Consider the following 22,680-nt stretch of genomic DNA (forward strand, 5'->3'; position numbering starts at 1 on the left):
GCTCAGTTGTTGTTTGAACACGTACACCTAAACCCCTACTGGTATGGCTCCTCAAGCTGCAGACGATCAACAGTCGCCGGATGAATTAGTGGCTTATCTGTTTAACCGGCGCGAAACGCTGTTGAATAACTGGCGAACGGCCTGCGAAATGGACCCTGACCTGAAAAAAATTGCGATTCTGAGCCGGGAAGAGTTCAACGACCTTATGCCCCTTATTCTCGATTCGCTTGAGCAGCAGCTGCAGGGTAAGCAGCCGGACACTAACCCCATACTGGCCGCCCAGTCGCATGGATTGCAGCGCTGGCAGAAGTCGATTGAGCTACCTGACCTCGTGAAAGAGTTCAGTCATTTATCGGTTATTTTGTTCAACGAACTGCGCCAGTTTCGTCAGCTGTTTCCGCAGCTAAACCCGGACATTGTTATCCAGGCTCAGCAACAAATTATGGTGCTGATGAATGACATTATTCGCGGCAGCATTACCAAACATGATGAACTCCAGCGGCTGGAAGCGGCTAACCGGGCCACCAGTCTGGAACAGGCCCTACAGCAAATGGAAGAGCTGTCCCGCCAGCGGGGAGATTTGCTGCGCACCTCGTCCCACGATCTGCGGAGTGGGTTGGGGGTGAGCCTGGGTGCCGCTTCCGTGCTTCAGACCGAGGACTTAAGTCCGGAGGAACGGCAGCAGTTCATGGATATGTTAAACCGAAACCTGACCAACGTTCAGGCACTGCTGACCGGCCTGATGGATCTGGCCCGCCTGGAAGCGGGCCATGAGCCGCTTCAGCTGGAAGAGTTCGATGCCGCAAAGCTTCTGACGGATTTGGTAACCGGCGTTCAGCCCATGGCTGCCGAACGAAGCCTTATTTTACGGGCCGATGGTTTAGCGCCTTTACTGGTAAAAACGGATCGGCTCAAGCTATACCGGATTGCTCAGAACTTAGTGGTCAATGCGTTAAAGTATACCCCATCCAGTGTTGAGCATCCGGGTATGGTATCGGTATCCTGGTCGACGGAAAACGATTGGCGCTGGGGGTTCAGCGTTCAGGATTCGGGGCCGGGCTTACCGGATGGTCTGCTGGAGTTGTTTCATAAACAGCTTAAACCCGTTGTTGAGGGTACCAGCGTCCTGTCGCCGGATGAAGGCCAGCCCGTTGCCGTGCGGCCCAGTCTGGCCCATAAGCTGCCAGCCGATCCGTTAACCGACCAGCCGCCAACCCCCGAATGGAACAAAGGAGAAGGAGTAGGGTTGCAGATTGTCAAACGGCTTAGTGAGCTGCTCAACGCAACGTTAGAGATCGAAAGTATTGCCGGCCGGGGTACGCTGTTCCGCATCCGAATGCCCATTCATCCCTCGGACTGACAGCCGTACCAGGCCCGTCATTGACGCGGGTCAGCCAGGCCGTCAGGAACCAGTACATCGGGTAAAGTCACGGATTCCAGCCAGAACAGGCGCAGCCGCTCGAAATACGTGTTCCAGTGGCTCATATCGGTTGGCTTATGGTAAAAACTGCTGGCACCGGCCTGGTAAGCCCGGCGAATATCGTCGGGGTTGTTCGATGAGCTCATCACTAAAATGGGAAGTTGCGGGGCTGATTGAGCCGCTAATCTGGTCCGTATTTCCTGCAGCAGGTCCAGCCCATCCGTCAGTAAAGGAAGGTACAGGTTTTGAAGAATTAACTGAGGAAAAGCCTGGGGCTGCATCAGGGCCTCATCAAGGTAGTCTAACGCCTGCCGGGCATTAACCACGCGGTGAAAGCTTACGGCAGGCAGTTGTCGTTTGAGCAGGATACTGATAATTGTCCAGATGTCGTCATTATCTTCAATAACGAGGACTGTAATTTGCTTAACCGTGTGGTTAGTCGTTTTTGTATTGTTAATGGGTTGCATACCTATTCGGGCAGTAATAAACCTGTAGTAGTATAAATTTCTTTTGGGTAAAACTGTTTTTGCCTGCCCGAAAAAGGTTGATTGTCGCCTTTTAAAAAAGTCAGTTAATCGCTGACTGCCGGTGACGAGCCTTTTGCCCTGTTTTTCGAACCGCCTTCCATTGACGACCGTATTGTTCGGCATCCCTTGTTCTCTATGTATCTCTTGCCGGGCTTCCGGAAACGTAGCCATGTGTAGCTGCGGGTGCTCATTCGCTCCTTCTTTTCCTGTCGGCCGACCATCCAGGGCGTTGATATCGGTCAGCGCCATCCGGCGTTCATCGTAAAAAAGTAAAGCAGACCGGTGCTGCCAGGTCTGGTAGCTGGCCGTTTCGGCAAGCCGCTTCGGTTCGTTCATGCCTGCTACGGGTACGGGCTGTCGGTAGCGGATGCTTTACTAATTGGCTGGCCAGTCAGGGAGTTAGACGCGTTCAGGTGCGCATTCTCGTCAACGCCAACGCCCAGCCGATCAACCAACTCCCCGCCAAGCCAGCCTGTTACCCCCGCCAGTAGAAAGGCCAAACCCGAGCAGATCAGCGCCAACGCTGGTGGCTGGTAGCCGGGTTCGTCGGTGCGCAAAAGCCAGCTTACCCCGAAAAGTACCAGCACCAGCACGTTGCCTGCGCCATGAAACAGACCAATCCGTTTGGCGCGGGTATGCGCCGGAATGGCCAGCCAGTCAATCAGGCCGGGAATGGCAGCCACCAGCCCCGAAATAAGCCCGGCGGTTATCATCCAGTAGGCTACCAGACTCATTTCTGACTGGTCATTCAGCAGGTATACCCCATCGAAAATAACCGAGGTGGCTAACAGGCCCAGTGGAAAAACGATGAGAATCGGGTGGGCCGGGTGCCCGACTATCTTTGCTTTACTTTCCATACGTATCCGTTTAAAACGAATTAACAAAACAGCTACGTTGGGGTTTGGAACCGTAACGCGTGAATTAGGAAATGGCCCTGACCGGCCTTTTAGCAATACCCCGGCGGTCGGGCGGGATGATGGAATGGCTGGTGCGCAAAGCGGAGCAGGGGACTGAATGCCGCTTTGTGCCCGACCCGGCTACGGGCTACGTACGGGATTGCTACGCCGACAATCGCCGGATAAACGGGTGAAGGCCGTTATCCGACCATGCCTTACTACGTGCCGGGTGGCCCTGCGCTTGATGCGGTGACGATCCAACTCCGAACGACTGGCGCAGGCCGGGCAAGCCGTTCACCAGTCAGCCGCAGAACAATTCGGCGAGTAACGTCTACATCCAGTCGGCCCCGCTGAACGGGCAGCCTTCTGCCGTCCGTATCTCACCCACGCCGAAATTCAGCGAGTTGGTGTCCTTCGTTTGCTGATGGGTAACGGCAACGACTAACGCCGTGAGGGGAGCACTCCTGCGGATAGAATACCAGCCGACTTTCCTGAACGGTAGCTGCCGATGCTGAGAGTTGCTGCTGATCAGACTTCTTTTGACGAGAGAAACGTGCCGGCTACGGAACAGCCGACAGACGCGATAAAGGCAAGGATAGCAGAAGTTAACTTATATTGATACAGCAGGAAAGCGGTGTAGCCCACAAGGAGCAGCGCTATGAGCAACAGAAAGCGGGAAAGGAAGTAGATCAGTCCGGTTTTCATCGCAAATGTTAGTGTAGAATAGCCCGTACAAGGAGATAAACCAGCGTAGCTGTAATGAAAATCACTACCGTCCAGGGACCGGGCATGGGAATGATGTTCTTACGTTTCATTGGACAAGTAACGGAAAACTCTATTTATCAGACGCCTAATCGGGTATAAGTCACATAAAAAGTAGGATAAGGTCAATAGCTGGTGGTGCGGGTGGGTAGGAATTGCAGGCCATTTATTACCTGATCTACTGTGAATGCAAAATCAGAAACCACCCCCAATAGGTCAGACAGCCGATGCCGTCCTAGCAGCGTAGGAATAGGGTAGGTGGGGTATGCGCCCCCGTACGGAGCAAAGCTGATCCCGTATTCCCGTTCGATCAAGTAAGAGTTTTATTGGGCAGCGTACCATAGTTGCCAAAAAGTGTCAAAAGGCTGGTCAGCATTATAACGTTCACCTGCCAGGCTTATACCTCCGTAATCAATTCCCGATCGGTAGCCTCATCATCCACCAGCAACGGTTCCATCCAAATCCGGGTTTAACGTAGCAAACAAAGACAGGCTCTTGAAAATGTGAAAATTAAAAATTGGTAAAGCCTGGGGGTATTGTAATTTTGAAAACCTTATTCTCCCGGACAAAAATCAGTTTGCTTTGCGCACGAAAAATGTATTTGAATTGCTTTATGAAGCCAGTAAAGCAATCACCTCTGAAATTGAACTACAAAACGTCGTTCAAAAAGTTACGGATATTGCTACTGAGCTGACCGATGCCCAGTTTGGAGCCTTCTTCTACAATGTTACTAACCAGAGCGGGGAGTCTCTGGTCCTTTATACCATATCGGGTGTGGCTAAGGAAGCTTTTTCCAAGTTTCCCATGCCCCGCAACACGAATATATTTGAGCCTACGTTTACGGCCAGCGGCACGGTGCGTTATGATGATGTAACTCAGCAGCCTCATTACGGGCAAAACGCTCCGCACCAGGGCATGCCCAGGGGACATTTGCCCGTAAGGAGCTATCTGGCCGTGCCGGTTGTGTCGCCGTTTACGAAAGAAGCGATCGGTGGTTTGTTTTTTGGCCATCCGGAGCCCGGCATATTTACCGAAGATTCGGAAAAATTAGTGGAGGGCATTGCCGTACAGGCAGCCATTGCCATTACGAATGCCCGCCTTTTTGAAGAAAAAAGATACAATGAAGACCGGCTGAAAGAACAGCGGGAGCAATATAAAAGCATCTTCAATGCCATCACCGATTCGGCCATTATTTACGATGAAAATGGCACCATCGTAGAAGCCAACCCAACGGCCTGCCAGTTGTATGGCTATACCTATGAGGAGCTGATAGGGTTGAATGCCAGTACGTTTTTCAAAATGCCGGGCGATTTTCAGGCACTGAAGGAAATCGCTTTATCGGGAAGAGAATATGCCGGGGTACACGAAAGGATAGGAAAGGATGGAAGGCTGATTTCGGTGGAGTTCAAAGGGCTGCGGTTTATTTTTAAAGATAAGCCTCATGTACTTTCCGTTTCCCGGGAAGCGACCCTGCAACAGCAAACCCGAGAAGCCCTGCAGGAAGGCGAATCACTGGCGCATATCATTACCCGCAATTCGCCAATTACGCTTTGGATGACCGACAGCGAAGGGCAAACCAATTATATCAACCAAACGTGGGTAGACTGGGTAGGGGGCACTATAAAGTCGCAATTGGAAGAAGGGTGGGCGAGGGCAGTAATACCGGAAGATAGAGGTCGGATGAGGGAGTCGTTTGATTACGCTTTTCAAAACCGCAAAGCGTTTGTCAGCGAGTTCCGCATCCGTCGGAAGAATGGTGAGGTACGCTGGTGCCTTTCTAATGGCAGTCCTTATTACAATGAAGATGGTAAGTTTAGTGGCTATGCCGGTTCGGTGTCCGATACTACGGAACGAAAAGCAGCCGAACAAAAGCTGGCCAGCCAGAATACCCTGATCAATACCATTACGAGCAATACCCAGCAGGCTTTATTCCTGATGAATGACCGGCAGGTTTGCACCTACATGAACCCAGCGGCCGAGCAGATGACCGGTTTTAAAATGTACGAAGTACAGGACAAACCCCTACACTATTATATTCATCACACCCATCCGGACGGAAGTCACTTTCCCATTGAAGACTGCCCGATAGACCGGGCTCTGCCGACGAAAGCCCATACGAAAGGAGAAGGGGTCTTCATCCACAAAAACGGTCGTTTCTACCCGGTTGCCTTTACCGCCAGTCCCATTATTGATAATGGAGTACCGGTTGGAACCGTCATTGAAGCCAGGGATACTACCGAAGAAAAACGAATTGAGGAAGCCTTGCGGAACAAGGAAAAACATACCCTGCAAATGCTGGAGGAAAAAGTAAAAGAACGGACGCAGGCCCTTGAGAGAACCAATTTTGAACTTCAGCGGTTTACCAGCATCGCTTCGCACGACCTTAAAGAGCCCGTTCGTAAAATATCCATCTTCAGCAAGATGTTGCAGGACAAGCTGGAAAATAACCTGGATGAAACATCGCTTAGGCATCTGCAGAAAATCATTCAATCCTCCGACCGGATGGTGTTGTTAATCGACGGTCTTCTTGCCATTTCCCGCCTTTCTAACAGCGAACTGCCGGTTAAGGACGTTGATTTGAATGAAGTTGTACACGAGGTAATCGAGAATCTGGAAATACCGATAAAGGAACAGGATGCCCGGATTGAACTGGGCAATCTCCCAACCGTGCAGGGTATGGCCATTCAGATGGAGCAAGTGTTTCAAAACCTTATCAGCAATTCACTGAAATTTTCGCACGGGCAACGAACACCCCATATTCGCATTACCGGCGAAGACGGTCTGCTGAATGGAAAAGAAGCAGTTACGATATTTTACAGCGACAACGGTATTGGCTTCCGCTCTGATCAGTCGGAAAAAATATTTGATATCTTTTATCGACTGCATACCAAGGAGCAGACTGAAGGTACGGGCATTGGATTGTCCATCGTTAAAAAAATTATCGATTCGCATCACGGGACGATACGTGCGGAAGGAAAAGAAGGCGAAGGGGCTTACTTTGAAATAAAACTGCCGAAATAGGAGCGTTCCTGACATTCATCCTCCCCGCGGCTAAAAAAATACAGGTTGTGTCGACCGTACCCCACTTGTACACGGCTCTTAGGCGGTAAGACCAAGCTGCACCGTTGCGAGGTGTATGACAGTGGGCAACCGCACGCAGTCGGGTCGGGCGTTACGCCGTACCGCAACGCCTGACCAGGGACTGGGCGGTATAAATCATCGTTTGCTGGTTACCCGGTAGCTACGACACCAGCTTTTGAGCCGTTGTAACTCATTTGGGATTAATTGTTTTCGAGATGTGTCAATTGCCTGACTATAAGGTCAGACGCTGTCCGTCCTTGAGCAGTACTGCCTTCAACTTCTCATACGGCAATTTTTGCGGACTTACCTTGCTCTGAATGGCCAGCACAGCCGCCGTTGCCGCCGACTGCCCGAGAATCATAAACACGGGCTCCATCCGAATAGAACCGTAGGCAATGTGACTTGCCGACATGGCCACGGGCACCAGCAGATTGGCGCACTCCGTTTCTTTGGGTAAAATTGAGCCGTACGCAATCGAATACGGTTGTTTGGGATGCACGCCAATATCGCCCTCGTTCTGCACAAAGCCATCGGCTTTCACGTACCGCTGGGCATTGTGGGCATCCAGAGAATACGAACCCATACCAATTGAGTTGGGTACGGTCGTTTTGCCCAGTGCATCGGCCTCGCGCATGACAAACTCACCAATCATGCGCCGGGCTTCCCGCACATAAATCTGATGGGGCCAGCCGCCGTTGTCGGTAAACTCATCTTTGGGTAAACCCCACTGCTGCATCCGCTCATGAACATCAGCCGGTACGCGGGGGTCGTTTTGCAGGAAATACATCAATCCCTTCTGGTACAACTCGTGGTCGCGGATAATCTCGCGCCTACGTTCGTAGGTGGCTTCGGGGTAGTCGTAGTTTTTACCGAGGTAGTCGGTACTGAACGGCCCGTGATTGTTTGTATCCGTCTTGCGGTTCGGAATGAGGTCGTATTTGTTGAAGGTTTCGGTGTACCCATTGGCAAATACGCGTGCCAGCAGTTCGTAACGGGCCGGGTCGTAGCCAGCGGGTTTGGCAAACGGGATGCGGTTGTCAGGGTGGTTGCTCAGGCACATGCGGAAGCAGTACGCCTGAATTTTATTGTCGCCCGATCCCTTCTCGCCGATTGGTTCCGGTGATACTTCGGGGAGCAGGCCGCTCTTCGGGTCGCCCGGCGTTTTATAGGGGCTGACGTTGGTCTTGAAATAATGGCCGTGCTGAAACACACCGGGCTGAACCCCGTTGAACTCCTCCCCATAAACGCTGTTGGCTTCCCGGCCCACGTGATAGGACACCCCCGCTGCGGCCATCAAATCGCCTTCGTACGTCACATCGATGAACATTTTGCCAACATACAGAGTACCACTCAGCGTTCTGAATGACTGGATAACGTTTCCCCGCTTCTGCACCCCACCCGTAGCCCGGCCTATCGTGGCCCGGTCGAGGTATTCATTGCGGTAAACCGTGATGTTGTTTTCGCGAACGTAATCCTCAAATACCTGCTCAGCCGCATGGGGTTCAAAAATCCACATGGTGCGGTTGGCTCCGTCCAGGGCGGGCGTTCCCTGACCTTTGTTGCCAAACTGCTCCCGTTTCTCCCACGTCCAGGAGCCGGGTTTTTGGTAGTGATCATAAAGTCGGCCATAAAATGCCCGCGCCAGCCCACCAATTACCGATTTATCGCCAGTATCGGTAAAGCCCAGCCCACCCGAGCTCAACCCGCCCAGGTGTTTGTCGGGCGAAACGACGATGACGGACCTGCCCATTTTTTTGACCTGTACCGCGGCCGTCACCGCGGCCGAAGTACCCCCGTAGATAATGACATCCGCGGTTCGGGTGACCGCTTTGGGGCTGACGTGGTTCAACGGGCTGGACCACGAGCACAGGACTGTTAGCGTGAGTAAAGAAATCAGAAGTTTCATTGAGACAAGGAGTAGGAAAAAAATATAATTGAACGGGGTTTTTCAGGGCATTGGAACGAACAGCACCGCGTCGGCGACGACGATGCCATCCGCGTTTTTATTTGACACGGCCACGTAGCCTTTTTGCCCGGCGGGCAGGGCTACATTTCCCACTGATACCCACTCGCCGGAGGTTTGGCCTTCTACCCGGATGTCGGCTTCGTTCACAACGACCTCGCGGGTCTCTTTCCCGTTTGAAACCAGGAGTGTTGTGCGGCTGCTGCCGTTGGCCAGTTTCGGGAAATAGGCGTACACCCCATAGCGGCCTGCTTTAACAACACGGGGCCGAAAACGAACTGTTTTGAGCGGTTGTCCCCGACTGCTGTCTGCCAGCCACGACGGTCCATAGCTACCCTTGTTTTTGGTGACCTGACTCCAGCTTCCCACCCGGTCAATACTACCTTCGCTGGCATCATCGACCAGAATTTCGGGCGTGCTGCCATCGGCCAGCGGATTGGTTTTGAGCTGATTCTGTAGCTTCACCACGTCGATTCGCTGCACGGGAACTCCCGCGTCAATAGCCATTACGGCCGCCGTTGCTGCCGACTGCCCCAGCACCATAAAGACCGGCTCCATCCGGATGGAGCCGTAGGCAATGTGGCTCGCCGACAGGCATACGGGTACCAGCAGGTTTGTGCATTCGGTGGGTTTGGGCGTCAGCGACCGGTACGCGATTGGATAGGGAGGAAAGCCGCCTACTTCAACGTTCCCTTCGTTCTTTACCATCTTCACCCCATTTTTTTCGATAACAAGACGCTGGCAGTTGTGGGAATCCATGGTGTAGGCGGCCATACCAATAGCATCATTCACAACCGTTTTACCAACGCAGTTATCCTGCGTCATCACATAGTCGCCGATCATGCGCCGGGCTTCCCGGATGTAAAGCTGGGGTGACCAGTTTCCGGTGTCGGTATATTCATCGTTAGGGTAACCCCAGACCAGCATTTCCTGCCGGAGTTCGGCGGGCACCCGCGAATCGTGACCAAAAAAATACAATAATCCTTTGGTGTACTGTTCGTGGTTAGCGACAATGGCCGCCCGTTCGGCGTACCCGGCTTCCGGGTAGCGGTAGTTAGCTCCGATCATGTCGGTCGAAAAACCACCCCGGTTGTTGATGTCCGTCTTGCGGTTAGGCATCCGGCTCCAGATGAAATAATTGCCAAGCTTACGCTGATTTGGTTGCGCGGCCATAAGCCGAAGCAACAGCTCGTAGTGCGTTGAATCATAGCCGGCAGGGCGGGTAATCGGGATGCGGTTGGCGGGGTCGTCCGTGAGGCAAATGCGGTAGTTATACGTTTGTGGCAGTGAATCGCCCGTACCGTTGGGGGCCAGTCTGGCATCGCTGATCCCCCACAACAAGCCCGAAGCCGGATTGCCGGGTGTTTTGTAGGGGTCGATTCCATCGGGAAGCTGATGGCCGTTCATGAGTTGTACCCCATCGATGGTTTCGCCATAAACGCTGTTGGCTTCCCGGCCCACGATGAAACTTACCCCCGCCTTAGCCATCAGGTCGCCCTCGTAGGTACAATCGATAAATTGCTTGGCCCGAATCACGCGGTTGGTGGCGGCACTGGGTTGGCCTGACTGCTCCAGGGTGATAGCCTGAATCGTTGTCTTGACTTTATCGACCGACACCAGTTGATGGTTATAAAGCACCGTAACCTGTCCCCGTTTGATGTACTCACCAAATAAATTTTCGGCAACGTGGGGTTCAAAAATCCACTGCTCAAACTTACCATAATGCTGCCCGATGCGCCGGTAATAGTCGCGGGCCAAACCCGTTACGGCATATTTGTTACCGATGTCGGTGTACCCCAGCCCGCCCGTTGTCAGTCCGCCAAGGTGTTTTCCCGGTTCAATGAGTAGCACCGATTTACCAGCTTTTTTAGCCGTATAAGCCGCCATAACGCCCGCCGATGTCCCCCCGTACACGCAAACGTCGACGGAAACAGAGGGTTGCTGTTGAAAAAAAATGGGCAGGAAGGCCAACCAGAATAGGAAGTTCATGGGGTAATGCGGTTAGTAGCCGGGGTTCTGGTCAGTAATACTAATATCGGGATTATTGTCAATTTCCTGCTGGGGAATGGGCCAGAGCAGGTGGGCATCAGCCACGTCTTTACCCCGCGCGGCTTTAATGGTGGCTTTGAGTTTGTCGACCCCTAGCCGCTTCAGGTCGAGCCAGCGACCCGCTTCCATCATGAATTCATAGGCCCGTTCCGTCAGGACCAAATCCCGGAAGGAAGCCGCCGTTTGACCCGCCAGCGTAAAATCGACTGAGGGAACCGGTGTGTTGGGAGGAAATCCATACGCCCGGCGGTGTACTTTGTTCAGGTTCTCCACTGCGGCTGCCGTGGGGCCGTTAGCCGCCTGACTGCCTGCTTCGGCGGAGATCAGCAGGGCTTCGGCGTAGCGCAGGAACGGAAAATCGTTGCCCGGCGGGTTGGCAGGAGCATCACGGTACTTACGAAAACAAATCGGTTCGGCTACCGGAAACGTGGTTAGCTTACCCGACCGGTTTATGTAGGATGAATACAGGTTATAATCTTTCCGCAAGTCCTTGTCGCTCCAGTTTTTGATGAGCGGAATGGCCGTTGTTGTCCAGTGCGCCCGGACCCCCGTTGTGTAGGGGCCATCGGCGGGGTGCTGGTAGCTGGGGTAGCCCCAGCCCTGCCCGGCAATGCGGGCGTATTTGATATAAAATACTTCTTCCGGGCTGGTCGTCAGGTCGGCCCCGAAGACCTTCTCAAATTCATCGGACGTTTTCACTTCTACCAGACTGTACAGCCCTGATTTAATTACCTCATCGGCTTTATCGCGGGCCACCGTCCAGTTCTCCCGGGTCAGGTACATGCTGGCCAGCAACAGCTTGGCTGCCCAGCGGGTGGGTCGGCCAATTTCGGCCTGGGTGCTGGGGAGGGCCGTTTCGGCAAAGAGCAGATCGTCTGCAATCAGTTTATACACCTCGTCGATAGGGGCGCGTTTACCACTTGTTTCGCCAGCGGTGGTTATAGGTTCGGTACGCAGCGGTACACCCCCGTAGTTACGCACCAGGTTGTAGTAGTTAAAGGCCCGCAGGAACCGGGCTTCGCCCAGCACCGCATTCTTGTCGGCCTCGCTCAGCGCTACACCGGGCGTTAGTTTGATGATGATATTGGCCGAGTTGATGGACTGAAACAGGTCGCGCCAGATGCCATTGGTACGGCCCACGTTTGTACCATCCAGCCCTTTGAACTCACTGACGGGTATCTGGGTACCGCGCGAGATGCAGTAGTCGGCCATGCCATTGAGTTGAGCCGGGTAGTTGGTGCCGTACGAATTGGCTCCGCGTACCTGCGCATACACCGCGTTGAGGCCGGCCAGCAGGTCGCTTTTGGTTCGGTAAAAATTTTCCTGAGATAGCCGGTCTACCGGTACCTCCTGGAGTACGTCTGAGCAGGCCGTAGCCGCCAGAACCAGGCAAAAAAGAATGATTTTTTTCATGATTGAAACGAAAAAGGTTAGAAACCAAGCCGTACGCCCAGTGTTATGGTACGGGCTACGGGGTAGCCAAACGCATCGACACCGGGGCTGATGGAGGTAGAGCCGCCCAGGGTGCTTACCTCGGGGTCATACCAGGAATACTTCGTGATGGTCAGCACATTTTGGGCACTCACATAAATCTGAGGCTTCCGAATCCAGCTTATGCCCAGTTTGGCAGTGGGCACGGTGTAGGCCAGCTGAATATTTTTCAGCCGCAGATACGACCCACTCTCGATGAACCGGTCTGACTCCCGAAACTTGGTGTTAACGCTGATCTTGGGGTATTTGGCATTGGGGTCGGGGTTTTGCGCGCTCCAGTGGTTAGCGTACAGCTCTTTGATCTGGTTCTCGCCAAAGTTGAAGCTGTTGGCAAAACTGGTTACGTTGGCATTGAAAATGTCATTGCCCTGAACGCCCTGCAAGAAGAACGTCAAATCGAAATTACGATACGACAGGGTTGAATTGAAGCCATAGATAAACTTCGGGTTCGGGTTGCCGATAATCGTTTTGTCGGCTGCCGTAATGGCTTTGTCGCCGTTGATATCCTTAAATTTTATGGCGCCGGTATCATCCAGTCCGTCTTCCTGATACCCATAAAATACCCCCACCGGCTGCCCTTCGCGCACCAGATTCACGGCTATTCCCAGGGGTGGATTTACGGCAGAACCAAAGATATCGCTGCCGCCTACTAAACGCACCGCTTTGTTTCGGTTGATAGATACATTGGCCGTTACGTCCCAGCGCACCGCACCTCCCCGCAGAACGCCAGCGTCCAGGCCAAATTCAACGCCCTGGTTTTGGATCGTGCCGATATTCTGCGTAGTGGTGGCGTAGCCCGCCGAGGTGGGCAGGGACACCACGGCCAGCAGATCATTGGTCTTTTTAAAGTAATAGTCGGCCGTTAGCTGGAGCCTGTTTTGTAGAAACGCTACATCCACGCCAATGTCGGTTTGGGTCGTCGTTTCCCACTTCAGATCCGGGTTCGAGAGGGTACTGCTGGGCGCGTAGCCGATGGCCAGGTCACTGCCAAAAATGGTCTGGTACGAACTCAGGCTGTTAAGGGTCTGGTAGGGGCTCAGGGCCGTATTGCCACTTTGCCCAATGGAAGCCCGGAACTTCAGGTCCGATAAAACGGTCTGATCCTTCATGAAAGGCTCTTCAATTACGCGCCAGGCAAAAGCCGCCGACGGGAAATAGCCCCACTTATTGCTGGCACCAAAACGTGACGAACCATCGGCCCGAAAACTGGCGGTGAGCAGATAGCGGTCGCGGTACCCGTAATTGACCCGGCCCAGGTACGACAGCAGTGTCCAGCTCGACGCCGACGAGTTGGGCAGGCCCGGCGTAGTACCCGCTTCCAGCGAGTTGGTCGTCAGCGCGTCCGACACAAAGCCGCTGGCTCCCGTGCCGAGGGAATTATTCTCCTGGGTCTGGTACGTGAAGCCGCCCGTAACGGTCAGGTTGTGCCGCTGGCCAAACTGGCGGGTATAGTTCAGGATATTTTCATTCAGCACGTTGGTCTGGCGACCGGTAGAAACGGAACCACTTCCGTTGGGCGACCCATTGAGCTGGCGGGTCGAGTACTGGTCCCGTCGGCTGTCAACCAGTTCAATACCGCCCGATACGCGCAGCGTCAGGCCCGGCACAAACTCGTAGGTCAGCGATGAGTTGGCCAGGACGTAATCACGCACTTCTTTATCGGAACGCTCATAGATATAAGCGAAGGGGTTTTGCAGTACGTTGGAGCTGAAAGCGTAAGGAATCACGTTGCTGTATCGTCCATCCGCATCGTAGGGGGTAATGGTGGGTGGAGAGACCAATATGGCCGATAGGGCGCCATTACCCCGGTTGCCGTTTTCGCCACTGATGCGGTTCTGCGACTGGCGACTGAGGATGGTACTGAGCGAGAACGTCAGTTTATCCAGCACCTTGTGGTTAATGTTTGCCCGCAGGGTTCCTTTTTTCAGGCCGGAGTTGGGTACGATACCCTGCTGGTTGAGGTAGTTGCCCGATACGGAGTACTGCATCCGGTCGCCCCCGCCCGAAAAGGTCAGCCCGTGGTTCTGAATCGGAGCCGACTGATACGCTTCCTTCTGCCAGTTAGTCCCTTCGCCAAAGCTGTTCAGTTGATCCGGAGTGAAATAGGGTTTAGCCCCGTCATTCACCGCCCGTTCGTTGGCAATCTCCGCCATTTCGCGGGCGTTGAGCAAGTCAATGAGTTTGGTGGGTGACTGCACACCGTAGTAGCTGTCCAGGTCGACCTGATTACGGCCCGACTTTCCTTTTTTGGTGGTTACGATAACCACCCCGTTGGCACCCCGTGAACCGTAGATAGCCGTTGCCGACGCATCTTTCAGTACTTCCATACTTTCTATATCGGTAGGGTTGAGCGCCGACAAGCCGCCCGACAGCGCGAAGCCATCCACTACGTACAGCGGTTCATTGCTGGCTCGTAGTGAGTTGCCTCCCCGAATGCGTACGGATATATCGCTGCCGGGAGCCCCGGAGTTTTGCAGTACCTGCACCCCCGCCACCCGACCCTGAATGCCCTGCACGGCAGTCGTAATTGGAAACGCATTAATGTCTTTAGCCTTCACCGAAGCCACTGACCCCGTCAGGTCACTTTTCCTGACCTGACCATACCCCACCACCACTACTTCGCTGAGCGTTTTGTCGTCGGGAGCCATCGTCAGATTGACCGTCGACCGATTCCCGGCCACAACCTCCTGCGACGCGTACCCCACGAAGCTGAAGACGAGTGTGAGGTTACCCGAACCATCGCTGCGGTTGGGAACAACAAGCTGGTAGCGGCCATCGCTGTCCGTGGTTGTTCCTTTTTGCGTACCCTTTATTACCACGCTTACGCCAGGAAGCCCCTCATCGGTTTCGCCCAATACCCGCCCCGTAATAGTACGGTCCTGCACCTGAATAGTCATTGCGCGGGATGGCAACTGGGCAGCCGACTCGATCGGGTTGATCGGTTCAGGTACGTTGATTGGTGAGGGTATGGCGGGGTTAACAGCTATGACGGGGGTTTTAGCAGGCAAAATAATATACGCTCCCTTGCGAATCTGCTGGTAACGCAGGGGCGACGACTCGAGCAGTCTGTTGAGTGCCCGGTCAACGCGGATATCCGTCTTGAGTTGACCGGCCGGAACCAGGATGCCTTCGAGTATTTTTTCCTCGAACAGAATATCCACGTGGTACTGCCGGCCAAGTTGAGTCAGGGCTTCCCGCATAGACATACTACCCACTGGACGGGTGTGGTCCTGCCCGTTGGTACGTTGGGTACCTGATTGATTTCGGGCAATCAGTTGAGCCTGGATTGGCGGGGTACTCAGCAATGTACCCGCCATGAGCAGAAGGATGGGTATTGGTTTTCGCATCTTGGTATAGGGTTTTGTTAAGGGTTTACCGACAGACTATACCGCTGCCGTCCGGTTTTATTGACATGAGCATTCAGCATTTGAGCAATCACGCCGAGCAGTTCAGGGGCCGACTGCGCCCGAAATGTTCCCCCTATTTTACTCTGGGCAAGGGTCATATCGGGCACATCGACCGTTACCCCAAATTGCTCGGCAATCTGATGAGCGACATCCGTAAGGGGCGTATTTTTAAAAACAAACTGGTGGTCTTTCCAGGCGGTGTACGTTGATGCTGTTTGTTGGTGACGCAGGCTAAAGCGGCCTTTGTTGGGGAGCGTCACTACGTCTCCGGGTTTGATCGTGAGCGGCTTGGTCAGGCCATGCTGGTCGGCCTGAAGCTGGATACTGCCTTTCGTCAACGCTACTTTGCTGCCCCGGGCCCGGCTGTACACCACAAATTCGGTCCCGAGTACCCGCACCGTCAGGCCGTCCGGGGTGTGGACCAGAAACGGGTGGTTGCTGAGCAGGTGACGCACCGAAAATTCAGCCTCTCCGGTTAGCCATACTTCCCGCGTTTTACTGCCAAACTGCCAGCGGGGTAACCGCAACTGGGTATTGGCATTGAGGGTAACCTGGCTGCCGTCGGGCAGGGTTAGCGTGCGGAGCTCCCCGAAGGTGGTCTGGTGCCGGACGTACAACAGGGGCTCCTGTAGCAGCCAGATTCCTCCCGTCAGCAGGGCCAGCAGGACGGATGCCGCCAGCAGCCAGCGTCTCCAGGGAGTTCTGTCATTGGGTTGGATCAATGGTTTGCTATCGGACCCGGGTTGCCGAAGTGATCGCTCAAACGCCAGCACCTCATTGGGTAAAAACTGGGGGTTGGCCCGTTCCCACTCCTCAAGCCACTCGTAATACTGCTCGACGTTAGCTGATTCGTTGAGCCAATCGACGAGTAACGCCCTTTGTAGCGGAGTGGTACGGCCGTCGAACGATTTCAGGATCAAGTCTTTGGTGACCATCGGCTTCAGATGTTTAGTTGAGTAACGTCCCGAATGAGTCGTAAAAGAGGCTTTATGCCGGGCTCCGCCAGCGCAAAACTGAGTATGGCGGCTGTGGTCAGCAAACCGTTCTGTCGCAGAACCTGTCGCAGCAGGGTCAGCATTTTCGTTATGTGCCCTTCAACCGTTTTGATTGACACGCCCAGTTCATCGGCAATTTGCCCGTTCTTCTTTCCCTCAAACCGGCTCATCACGAACACCTTCTGACTATGCGCCGATGCCGCCTGAATGGTCTCGTTGATTTTAAGCTGCAGTTCGTTGAACTGCAGTACCTGAAGCGGAGTAGGCCCGTCTGCTGTCGGGTCAGTATCAACCAGGTGGTCTGACACTGGTTCGTGGCCAAACTCCTGCCGCAGGTGGGCGAAGGCCCGGTTCCGGACAATCGTGAACAGGTAGGCACGGAACGAGGTAGTAACCACCAGGTCGAGCCGTTTCTGCCAAAACTGGGCGAAGGCATCGACAACAATGTCTTCAGATAGCTGCCGGTCATACACGAACCGGGCCGCGTGGCTGCACAGGGGTTTGTAGTACCGGTTGAACAGCAACTCATACCCCTTAATAGGGCTTTGTGCAAACCCCTGTCGAATCAACAGTTCTGAATCGGTGACCAGCGGAAGGGGTACATCCGTGTCGGGACGAGGATGCAGGGGCCGCAGGTGGGTATTGTACAGGAATTCAGAATGGGTATCAGCCATACCGATTGGGGGTTAGCGTGCTTTCACTAGTCAATAGAGTAGCAAAGGGGTAAAATACCCTTGCGTCATTTTACTATTTTTTTGACTTTTTTCGTGAATGCTTCTGAATACAGGCAAACTAGCCCGGCGCTACACGTCACCAAACAGCCTGCCAAAGCCACATTTCACCTGGTGATACGGCACCAGCCGCTCAGCAATGCTGTTCCGTTCAAGTTGTTCCAGACCAGTGCATTTTTAACGATAAGCTTCTTAGAACGTAAGATGGGACGCAGAATACCCTGCATTATGCATGCTAACAATCTCTACCAATAAACTTTCTTTCTACCGGAAATAGCCGGACGGCTCACCCAACCCGCACCTTTGGCTCTACCCACAGAGCCGTAAAGCAGCTTAGCAATAACAACAGCCAGACCCAGTCGGGGACTTGCGTGGTGGTTACCCGGTCTGGTAATTTATCCGCCGACTGATGCTGCGCGTGGGCTAACAGGAACTGGTTTACTTCGGCCCGTTTGGCCAGAGGGTTATCGGCACGGAGTGAGTCGACGTACAACGCTAATGAATCCTGCATGGGTTGCCAGCCCGATGTTGGGAATACTGCCCGGCCCGTTGCGGCTCCTTCGTTCAGGGGGGATTGCGTTAGTTGAACCGTGTCGGACCCGACTGGGAGGGTAGCGGGCCGGTTGGATAATGGACTGGTTACCGTGATTTCCTGCGGCAACCGACTATAGACCGGGGCATCGGCCTGAATGGTTTGTTTGTCGGGGGGCGACAGGCGGGCCAGCACCGCCGTCCAGATGCGGCTGTACGCTACACTGTCGCCACTGAGGGCCAGCGGAAATGTTTCACTCAGCAGACTGACCCCCACGCGCCCACTACCCCGCTGAACCGCAACCGGGTAACCCGCTACCATCCGCTGATTCAGACTTTCGGCGAAGCGATAGGGCAGGGCGTTCAGCCCGGTACTGACCGGAATAAGCGCTTCATTCGTTGTCTTTCGTACCTGGAAGCGACTATTTAGGGGCTGATTGATAGTCCGGCAATCGACTTCGGGGTTGGTCAGGTTAATAAACAACACCGATTTTCCTTCGGCAACGGCCTTCCGAATCGTGGCGTTGGCGGCATTGACCGGCTCCGTAATGAAGAGGTCAGGAGCCTGTTTCCCTCCCTTGTTGATTTGTAGGTTACTGCGGATATTGGTGGAGAGCGTGGCCGAAACGGTCACCGTATGGCCCTGCTTCCCTAACCACTTAGCCAGGGTTTTACTCTCGAAATCGGGGCTGTTCAGGATAAACTGAACCGTCAGGGGCTGCGTTGGGCGGACGAAATAACGGAGGGTATCCAGGACCTCATTATCCAGGGTAACAGTTACCTGACTGCGCCCGCTGGCAAACGCCGGAAACTGAAGAGCAACCGTATTATCGCCTTTTTGCAGGGATACGCTATCAACCGTTTGTCGGCCAAATTTGAGCCGGAGCCATTGTTTCTGGGCTGATTGAAGCCGCGCCGTTACGCGCTGCATTTCCCCCTGCCGAACCAGCCCTTTCCAGCGAAGAGTCTGCAACTGGTCGGGCTGATTGTACGGAATCCAGTACAGGGCCGACTGGCTGAGACCCGTTAATGTTTCGGTCGGAAAATCCTGCCCCACGAGCGTTACCGAATCATACACCGCGTCGAGGTTTTTGCTGGAAAACCGCTCCCGGATGTGCAGGCTATCCGCCAGTTTTTGCGCTACCGCTGAGGGTACGTCGTTACCTGCCAGCAGGACGTGCGTGGCCGGTCGGTCGATGGCCCAGTGAATGTTGGCAAAATACCCGGCCAGCACGAGCCATAGCAGCCCATTCAACCCCAGCCGAACCCCTTTGCGGGCGGGCGTGAGCGATTGATTGCGAACGACGAACCAGACCTGAACCATCAGCAGGATAAAAAGAGCTGCGGCAATGAGCCAGGTTAATGGGGTGCTCCAGTTGACGGTTGTGTGCATACAGGTTAGTTCAAATGCCGCCAAAAGGCTTTTTCCAGCGTTCGGTCACTGACGTACGACGGGCCGGTTCGTTCCGATGCGTTCGTCAGGGCATACAATTTCGTTTTTAAGCCCGTTTTCTCAGTTGGGGAAATCGGTTTACCAGAGGCCAGTTTCTGTAAGGTACCCAACACCGACCAGTTGGCTATCCTACTGTTCATCACCCGATTGGCCAGCACATTGCCGAGTTGCAGCGTTTCCTGCTTTTGCTGTGCCGAAAGTCGGGGTAATTCCAGATACCCCAGTACGCGGGAAACCAGCATTGCCAGTCGTTCCTGACTGTAGGTGCGTTCCTGCGTAAACTGATCCGTTACGTTCTTGAACTCGCCGGTGAGCCGGGTTTCTTTTTCTTTCGTCTGGGGCGGGTCGAAGCCGGTTTTCTTCACGTAGGAGCGGGCTTTCTGCTGCGACTGTTTCAGGTATTTGAGGGCTTCCTGTTCAAAAGGCAGGGCTTTTTCGGGTTCGTACAGCCGCAGGTGCAACTCCGACTGCCACATGTTCTCCAGGGCCATTTTCAGCAGCGCCCGCGTCGATTGTTCGTGGAAGGTGTTGGTCTCTGCATCATCGTGGCTATGCACATACTGCTCCATCATGGCCGCAATAGGGTCTTTAGCATCGTCGGCACTCGACCCGCCACCGTGGTCATGGCCGTGTTCGTCTTCGTGCTGGGCAGCGGGTGCCCCGTGGTCACCCTCGCCCTCGTCGTGTTTGTGCATGTAGGAATCCACTGAAGCCGCCAGCCCCGACGTGGCATCGCCGTCGGGCGGGCCACCACCGCCCCCGATTGACTTCTCGAACTCCTCGCCCAGAAACTGACCGTAGCGTAGCCGCAGTGCCTTCTGGTCGAACCCAATTTCGTTCGACTGGCTTTGGAAGGCTTTGAGTGCCATTTTTTTCTTCCCCGCAATTAATTTCTCGGTGTCGATAATAATCTGCCGCTGACTCCGGAAATACTCCGGCATGATGTTGACCGCCATCGTGGCCAACTCGCTTTCTTCCAGTTTGGTCGTGTCTTTGTATACCACAAAATACGAGTCGGACTTGGTGAAATTTGGTTCCGGCCGGCGGTTGTCGAATGCGGCCCAGTAGTAGTACAGCTCATCGCCGGGGGCGAATTGCAACGCCTTCAGGTCGAGCGTTTTGGTGAGTTTAGCTGCCTTGAAATTGGCCTGCCCCAGCGGGAATTTCATTTCGCGGAACTTGACATTTTCCCCCGAACCCCGCGCTACGGTGGCGACGATGTACGCCTGCGACACGCTGAAATCGTCGGAGATGCGGGCCGAAACGGTCAGCGCTTTCGGGTCTTTCAGGTAATGATAGGTGTACAGTTCTTTTGAGGTCGGCTCAATTTTGGGGGCCAGGTCGGGCCGGGCTTCGAGTCGGTAAAAATCAGACTGATATATGAGCGAGTCGCGGTTGTTTTCCATCCGCCAGTAGGCTTTGATGGCGTACAGGCCCGAATTGATAAGCCGGTCCTGGTGGGTGAACCCATCGCCCGTGTTTTTGAACACCAGGGCCTGACCCCGGCTACCCACTAATTTCACGGTCAGGTTTTGATTATCGCTGAACTGTACCCGCCAGGTCAGCGAAGAACCCACCACTGATGCGGCATTCAGGCTGGTTGAATTCGTTACCGGAAGCCGCGTATAGGCGGGGGGCTGAATGCGTAACGTAGCCCGCCGGAATGCAGGTGCTTCAGGCTTCCTGTCAGGCATGATGGCCGCCAGAAAGCCTTTCTTTCGGGGATTGTCTTTTGGCGTCTTCGCTATCAGCGGGTACCCGACGTAAACGGTCAGTGCGGCCAGCAGAAATAAACTGTACAACCCCGCCTTCGACCAGATAACTACCGGCGTTGGCACGTGCTGAATCTGCTGATTCAACCGGTCGAGCTGGAGTTGTTCGGCCAGATTCAGGGTTGGTTTGGTAAGAAGGGGCAGGCTGTATTCGGCATCGCCCACGTGCTGGTGAATCAGCCGAACGGCCTGCGGCTTTTTGTCCTGATACAACCGGCTCAGGAAAACACCCGCACCGAAACCGGCCACACTCAGCACGAGTGCCCAACCGGAGGGGCCGAGAAAAGTGGCTACCAACAAGTAGACCGTTGCGGCCAGCAACAGGCAGCGCAATAGAGCGTTGGCATACAACTGGTAGGTAACCGATGCGATAAGGCGTTTGAGTTCGTTCATGCGTTTTTGGTCAGTGCCAGCCAGCGTTCGAAAATCAGTAAACCGATAAGCAGGAGCAATAATGCCTGTTGGATGCCCGCGTGCTGCTGTTTTGGGGGCGTATCAGTTGGAACAAACAGGGCATCCAGTTCCTGTTTGTTTAGTGGCTTCGTGTTTTTTTCCAGCCCGTAATGCCGTAAAATCTGTTCGCCCAGCCACTCCGGTAGTTGCCCGGCTGCTACCCGGTCGGAGGTTTGGGGCGTCAGCGTTTCATTGCTGAAAACAACATTCGGCCAGGTTGACTGCTGCACCGCCGAAACAATGTAAAGCGTTTGTGGTGATGCTTGGGCTGGTAGCTGGTCGGTGAGGACCAGGTTGTAGGGTTGGTTTTTTACCGGCGTTTTAGTCACGGCTACAGTAAGGCCATACACATCGGTCAGGGCCGTTAGCGCGGCTTCCACCGTTTGCTGTTCCGCTTTATCCCGATACTGAATTACCGTTTGGATAGGGCCGGAATGAGCGGGTGCGGACCGGAATTTCAGGCTTGCATCCAGTGCCGGACTAACGATAAGTTTGCCCGCCCGGTTGATGAATACGTTTCGGTTGCCGGTTGCCGGTAAGTACGCTCCAAGCTGAGTCGTTGAGTCAATAGCCGTGTGCAACCGAAACCGGAGGGGAACCGTTATTGCCGGTACATCGCTTAGGGTCTGGGTAGTGGTGAGGTATAGATGCAACACCGTATTCCTGCCATCGAGCTGATTGATAGCCGTTTGCAGGGACAATGGTCCGAACGCTGTTTGGGACTCCGGCAATTTGGTTTCTGCTGTCAGGGGAGCCAGTTCCTGATTGGCCCAGATAACGCGCTCCCCTTTTTTCTGTGCGTCGGTCAGCTCAAACCGGAAGTTGTCCAGCACGGCCTGACTGGGCTGTACCAGATGCACGCGCTGAATCGTTGGCGACTGGGTAGACCAGTTCAGCAGTGGTTTTGCCAGCAGAATAGCCAGCAGCACCAGGACTAAACAGCGAATAATGAGTAACAGAATGTTGTCCAGCCGTAGCCCACGACTCTGCTGTTGCCGCGCTTCGGTGAGCCATTGCATGGCTGCCCAGGGCAGGGGCTTCCCCTGCTTCTGGTGCCAGAAATGAATGGCAATCGGAATAACGACCGCCAGCGCACCCCACAAAAATAATGGCTCAATAAAGGGCATTTATGTAGTTTGATGTTTGTAG

The 22,680-nt window shown here is 54.2% G+C and carries 15 protein-coding genes; 3 read left to right on the plus strand and 12 right to left on the minus strand.

Annotated elements, in window-relative coordinates:
• Nucleotides 1–43: 43 nt before the first annotated feature.
• Entirely contained in the window at nucleotides 44–1,360 is a 1,317-nt protein-coding gene (locus B156_RS0114355; RefSeq protein WP_018620436.1) for a sensor histidine kinase, read from the plus strand.
• 17 nt (nucleotides 1,361–1,377) lie between these two features.
• On the opposite strand, the gene B156_RS30315 is transcribed toward B156_RS0114355, so the two are convergent.
• A complete protein-coding gene (locus B156_RS30315; protein WP_018620437.1) occupies nucleotides 1,378–2,283 on the minus strand; it encodes a response regulator in 906 nt (301 codons plus the stop codon).
• A 5-nt stretch (nucleotides 2,284–2,288) separates the two neighbouring features.
• Nucleotides 2,289–2,804: a DUF2231 domain-containing protein gene (locus B156_RS0114365; protein WP_018620438.1), complete on the minus strand. Its 516-nt coding sequence runs from the start codon at nucleotides 2,802–2,804 to the stop codon at nucleotides 2,289–2,291.
• A 71-nt stretch (nucleotides 2,805–2,875) separates the two neighbouring features.
• Here B156_RS0114365 and B156_RS31420 point away from each other — a divergent pair, with 71 nt between their 5' ends.
• Nucleotides 2,876–3,037, plus strand: coding sequence for a hypothetical protein (locus tag B156_RS31420; RefSeq protein WP_018620439.1), 162 nt, complete (start codon nucleotides 2,876–2,878; stop codon nucleotides 3,035–3,037).
• Nucleotides 3,038–3,371: 334 nt separating this feature from the next.
• Here the strand turns inward: B156_RS31420 and B156_RS31770 are convergent, their stop codons facing one another.
• Entirely contained in the window at nucleotides 3,372–3,548 is a 177-nt protein-coding gene (locus B156_RS31770) for a hypothetical protein (protein WP_018620440.1), read from the minus strand.
• 639 nt (nucleotides 3,549–4,187) lie between these two features.
• Between B156_RS31770 and B156_RS0114385 the strand changes: the two genes are divergently transcribed.
• Nucleotides 4,188–6,626: a GAF domain-containing sensor histidine kinase gene (locus B156_RS0114385; protein ID WP_018620442.1), complete on the plus strand. Its 2,439-nt coding sequence runs from the start codon at nucleotides 4,188–4,190 to the stop codon at nucleotides 6,624–6,626.
• 292 nt (nucleotides 6,627–6,918) lie between these two features.
• On the opposite strand, the gene B156_RS0114390 is transcribed toward B156_RS0114385, so the two are convergent.
• The 9 genes from B156_RS0114390 to B156_RS0114430 form a co-directional block, all read right to left on the minus strand.
• Nucleotides 6,919–8,592, minus strand: a complete 1,674-nt coding sequence (locus B156_RS0114390) for an FAD-dependent oxidoreductase (protein ID WP_026260836.1) — start codon at nucleotides 8,590–8,592, stop codon at nucleotides 6,919–6,921.
• Between the two features lie 42 nt (nucleotides 8,593–8,634).
• Nucleotides 8,635–10,638 carry an FAD-dependent oxidoreductase gene (locus tag B156_RS0114395; protein WP_018620444.1) on the minus strand — a complete coding sequence of 668 codons (2,004 nt, stop codon included), beginning with the start codon at nucleotides 10,636–10,638 and terminating at the stop codon, nucleotides 8,635–8,637.
• Between the two features lie 12 nt (nucleotides 10,639–10,650).
• Nucleotides 10,651–12,111 (minus strand): RagB/SusD family nutrient uptake outer membrane protein, encoded by a 1,461-nt coding sequence (locus B156_RS0114400; RefSeq protein ID WP_018620445.1) that lies wholly within the window; start codon nucleotides 12,109–12,111, stop codon nucleotides 10,651–10,653.
• Nucleotides 12,112–12,128: 17 nt separating this feature from the next.
• Entirely contained in the window at nucleotides 12,129–15,536 is a 3,408-nt protein-coding gene (locus B156_RS0114405) for a SusC/RagA family TonB-linked outer membrane protein (RefSeq protein WP_245563745.1), read from the minus strand.
• Nucleotides 15,537–15,553: 17 nt separating this feature from the next.
• Nucleotides 15,554–16,531 carry a FecR family protein gene (locus B156_RS0114410; RefSeq protein ID WP_018620447.1) on the minus strand — a complete coding sequence of 326 codons (978 nt, stop codon included), beginning with the start codon at nucleotides 16,529–16,531 and terminating at the stop codon, nucleotides 15,554–15,556.
• 5 nt (nucleotides 16,532–16,536) lie between these two features.
• Nucleotides 16,537–17,265 carry an RNA polymerase sigma-70 factor gene (locus B156_RS0114415; RefSeq protein ID WP_018620448.1) on the minus strand — a complete coding sequence of 243 codons (729 nt, stop codon included), beginning with the start codon at nucleotides 17,263–17,265 and terminating at the stop codon, nucleotides 16,537–16,539.
• Between the two features lie 343 nt (nucleotides 17,266–17,608).
• Nucleotides 17,609–19,246: a hypothetical protein gene (locus B156_RS0114420; protein WP_018620449.1), complete on the minus strand. Its 1,638-nt coding sequence runs from the start codon at nucleotides 19,244–19,246 to the stop codon at nucleotides 17,609–17,611.
• 5 nt (nucleotides 19,247–19,251) lie between these two features.
• Complete coding sequence (locus B156_RS0114425; RefSeq protein ID WP_018620450.1) at nucleotides 19,252–21,471, minus strand: DUF4175 family protein; 2,220 nt, start codon at nucleotides 21,469–21,471, stop codon at nucleotides 19,252–19,254.
• Complete coding sequence (locus B156_RS0114430; RefSeq protein WP_018620451.1) at nucleotides 21,468–22,658, minus strand: BatA domain-containing protein; 1,191 nt, start codon at nucleotides 22,656–22,658, stop codon at nucleotides 21,468–21,470. Before B156_RS0114430 ends, B156_RS0114425 begins: the two co-directional genes overlap by 4 nt.
• Between the last annotated feature and the right edge of the window lie 22 nt (nucleotides 22,659–22,680).

Origin of the sequence: Spirosoma luteum DSM 19990, from assembly GCF_000374065.1 — a bacterium.
GTDB classification, from domain to species: Bacteria; Bacteroidota; Bacteroidia; order Cytophagales; family Spirosomataceae; genus Spirosoma; species Spirosoma luteum.